Raw genomic sequence first — 3592 nt, 5'->3', positions numbered from 1 at the left:
CCGGGTGCTATCCACCTCCTCCGCCTTCCGCACGTAGACATCCCGCATCCGCTTCGACCGGTGCCCACCATGGTGATTCTTGTGGTCTGTGATGCCCTTGGCCTTGATGTCGTGGAATGTGAACCACTCCTCAATGGCGCTGGTTTTGTCTTTATGGGCCAGTTTCTTGTCCATGGCCTTATCCATTGCCCTGACAAAGGCGCTCCTCACGGCCCAGTACGTCACTTTGTCACCATCCTTGCCATGGATGAGGTATTGGCTGTCTGCGCCCCTGTGGAGCGCTTTGGCGGCCTCCAGGGCGTCCCGTAGGCGGGGTGTCCACAGGGTAATCTCGCTCTCACTGCCCTTTTTGCGCCGTAGATGAAGGCCGGATGCCTTGATGTCCTTCTGTTCCAGTGCCAGGACCTCACTCACCCGGGCGCGCAGCAGATATGCAAACTCCATGGCCACGGCCAGCAGGTCCGACGAACAGGCCATAAGGCGGTCATATTCCCAGTCCTCGATGTAACGTTCGCTGCCTCCGGTCTCCTGCAGGCGCACGCTTTTGGCTGGGTTGCTCTGGCAGTGGCCATACTCAATGCCCCAACTGAACACCGCGCGGATGAACTGGATCTCGCGAACAGCGGCCACTGGCGCTTTTTCGGTACGAGCGTCCCGGTATTTGGAGAATGTCGGCGGTGTTAGGGCCTTCAATGGGGCCTCGCCAAGTAGCCGTCCGCCTTTCGTTGGGTGATTCTTGATTGTGTTCGCGAAGACCTGATAGCCGTCCTGGGTGGTGCTGGCCAGGGACTTGAAGTGTACACCATCCAAATATTTGTCTATGAGCCATCGTAGCGTATGGCTGCTGGACTTGGTGATCTGGCGCGAATAGGCACTCAGGATGTCCCGGTGGCTGGCTGTCGCCGGCAAGGGGTGCCCGTCTTCGTCTACCAGGGTGACCACCTTGCCAAACCGGCCCTGTCCCAGGTAGTCCCGCCAGATCACTCGATTCCGGTCTGGTTTCCGTTGGACGTATTGAGGCAGGACAGTATCCCGTCTTGTGCTGCGCTGTCGCCCCATTAAACCGGATCCCACTCATCATTACTGGCGCCAAGTCCGGCACGGTTCAGGGCCTCTACAGTAGTAGATATGCGCCCTTCCTTTCCTGGTAGGTACCAGACGTGGTGCTGATCCAACCATTTCTGGAGGTCTTTGCGGCGCGTGTATCCGCTCATCTCCATGAGCTCCTCTTCGTAGACAAGGGCGGGGTGTCCCATCAGGCATCCTCCCATTCAGTAGCCCTGCGGTGGTCGTCCAGCCCTTTCGCTGCGCGCCATTGGTCCACGCTGCCATCTCCGTCGATTGCAACGCGAGCGGCCATGACAGCTGTCTGAACGGCTTCTTTCCAGACTGCTTTGCCTGGTTCATCCAGCAGAGCTTTGATCAGCTCGCCGAATTCCTCGGCCAGCGCCAGGCCCATGATCCGGTCCCCAGGGAACAAGCGGCGGGCACGCTCCAGTTCTGCAACGACTTCACCTAGAAATGCGATGACGGGACCTTCTTCCGGCGTGGCGATCAGTCGTGCGCTGAGCATCTCGGGGCTGATATATGCAACGGGCTCCTCTTTGTCGCTCGCGGCGCCGGTGACGTTCGAGTTCTTGCATTCACCCTCCTGGCTGGTGCGGAGACGATGGCCCTGTTCCAATGCTTGCCGAGCAATGCGTCTGCACTCCCGGTATCCAAGCTCCAGTTCTGGGCTTTGTGGATAAGGCATGATTCGCTCTAACGCGTCCTGATATATGGCTGTCTCTTCCTGCTTCCAGGCAGAGTCGCCCGCCTGCGCCCGGTAAATCACATCAAGTAGGTGATCGATGTCGTTTCTGTTGCTTGGATTGAAGTTGAGCATTTCATATCCGTTGTCCCAGAACCGATTTAGGAACTCCATGGCTGCTCGGGCCACGATCTCCCCTTCGCATGTTTCTACAATTTCTGGTTCGATTTGGTGGCTGGTCATGACGCTCTCCAAGTTACACAAGGCTTAGCTGGCTGCGATGCGGCTCCAGTAGCCGCGCCTTGCTCACCAGTGAAGTGAATTCGATGTTGACGCTGTACGGTCGGCTATCGCCGAGTGCCATCCAAAGCCCGCCACGGCGATCGTGCCGGACGTACCGGCCCCGTTCCCCGGTGGGCAGACGGAGCCATTGTCCGCGTTGGATAACGGTGCTGGGGCGCTTCCCGGTGCGGAGCATGGCCAGTTCCGGCTGGGAGAGCGTGATAGTGGGTTGGTAACGAGACATGGTTCTCCCCTTGGTGTGTCGTGGTAATCAGCGCAACCGCAAAACCTGGAACCCGGCATCGACCACCAGCCAGCCCAATTCATTCAGCATGTCGTCATGGGTCTGGACGGCCAGCTGCAGCAGATCGGATAGGTGGCAGGGTTGGCTGTTGCGGATCTGATCGGTATGCCGCTCGGTTTCGCCCCGGGCATAGAGCTTCACCAGCCAGCGGCCGGGCCCCAGGCCTGCGGCCTTGGGTGAAATCAGCGGCGCCTCGTTGTGGACGGAGTAAGTGGCGACGATCATCGGTGCCTCCCGTGGATCTGGGTCAGTGCCTTGTTGACGGCGCGGCCGCGAGCGAACAAGGCTTTGGCCAGGCGCTGCCGGTCGCGCTCGCTGTGGCTGGCCTGCCGTAGCAGTCCGCAATAGCTATTGGCGGTGTCGTGGAGCTGCGGGCCCGGCGCCGTGGCCACGCGCTGACAGGCGTGCTGGACAGTGCGTCGGCGGGTGGTTCGGCGCCAGGGCTTGATGACCTGTCCCACGAAGTCCACCCCGCGCTCCACGGGTTGGATGATGGTTTTCTTCGGGTTCAGCACCACGTGCAGAGTCGCCGGCAGGAACGTCTCAATCCGGCGTTGAGCCCCAGTAAGCCATGCCGGATCGCGGTGCAGCAGCACGAAGTCATCCACATAGCGCACGTAGTGGCGGGCGCGCACCTGGTGTTTTACGAACTGATCCAGGGCGTTCAGATAGACATTGGCGAAAAACTGGCTGCTGAGATTGCCGATGGGCAGCCCCAAGTGGGCCGGTTGGCTGGCCAGGCGCTTGTGCTGGGGCACCCGCCTCAGCAGCTCCTGGCGGCCCCTGACCTCATGGTCCTCGCGCGGGTCATGGAACAGCACCAGCTCTGCCAGTGCGAGCCACCAGGGCTCCGGGATCTGGGCGGCCAGCTGGTCACGAAGGATTCGCTTATCGATGCTGACGAAGAAATTGGCCAGGTCGCATTTCAGGTAGTGCGCCTGGTGTTGCCAGTTTTCTGTGACGCTGCGGATCTTGTGTTCCAACCGCTGGGCAGCGTACAGCGTGCCGCGCCCGGGAATGCAAGCGCAGCTATCTGCGATAAACCGCCGATGGAAACGGTCGGCGATTCGGTTGTACAGCAGGTGGTGGACAATCCGGTCGCGGAACTGTGCGGCCCAGACCTCCCGGGGTTTCGGGTGGGTTACCACGAAACAGATACTGGTACCCGGGCGGTAAGCGCCGGCGCGCAGCTCGCGATCCAGGTCCACCAGGTTACGTTCGAGGTTCATCTCGAACGCGAGGGCGGAGCGGCTAAA

The 3592-nt window shown here is 60.5% G+C and carries 5 protein-coding genes; all 5 read right to left on the bottom strand.

All coding sequences use genetic code 11. From position 1 onward, the window contains the following. Nucleotides 1-984: site-specific integrase (locus A6D6_RS21415; protein ID WP_159661831.1), on the bottom strand; the 984-nt coding region annotated here is incomplete at its 3' end. A 271-nt stretch (nt 985-1255) separates the two neighbouring features. Beyond that, entirely contained in the window at nt 1256-1993 is a 738-nt protein-coding gene (locus A6D6_RS21410; protein WP_159661830.1) for a hypothetical protein, read from the bottom strand. A 13-nt stretch (nt 1994-2006) separates the two neighbouring features. Further along, nucleotides 2007-2276: a hypothetical protein gene (locus A6D6_RS21405; protein ID WP_159661829.1), complete on the bottom strand. Its 270-nt coding sequence runs from the start codon at nt 2274-2276 to the stop codon at nt 2007-2009. A 27-nt stretch (nt 2277-2303) separates the two neighbouring features. Then, complete coding sequence (locus tag A6D6_RS21400) at nt 2304-2561, bottom strand: hypothetical protein (RefSeq protein ID WP_159661828.1); 258 nt, start codon at nt 2559-2561, stop codon at nt 2304-2306. Continuing rightward, the coding region (locus A6D6_RS21395; RefSeq protein ID WP_236564208.1) for an RNA-directed DNA polymerase at nt 2558-3592 on the bottom strand (1035 nt) is incomplete at its 5' end. The genes A6D6_RS21400 and A6D6_RS21395, both read right to left, overlap by 4 nt.

Origin of the sequence: Alcanivorax xiamenensis, from assembly GCF_009846745.1 — a bacterium.
GTDB lineage: Bacteria > Pseudomonadota > Gammaproteobacteria > Pseudomonadales > Alcanivoracaceae > Alloalcanivorax > Alloalcanivorax xiamenensis.
Note: the sequence above shows the minus strand (reverse complement) of the source record. Positions and strands in the feature narration are given on the sequence as shown.

Bases quoted from the DNA above. Each gene is read 5' to 3' on its own strand.
- A6D6_RS21410 (WP_159661830.1), bottom strand. From the start codon at position 1,993: ATGACCAGCCACCAAATCGAACCAGAAATTGTAGAAACATGCGAAGGG.
- A6D6_RS21405 (WP_159661829.1), bottom strand. From the start codon at position 2,276: ATGTCTCGTTACCAACCCACTATCACGCTCTCCCAGCCGGAACTGGCC.
- A6D6_RS21400 (WP_159661828.1), bottom strand. From the start codon at position 2,561: ATGATCGTCGCCACTTACTCCGTCCACAACGAGGCGCCGCTGATTTCA.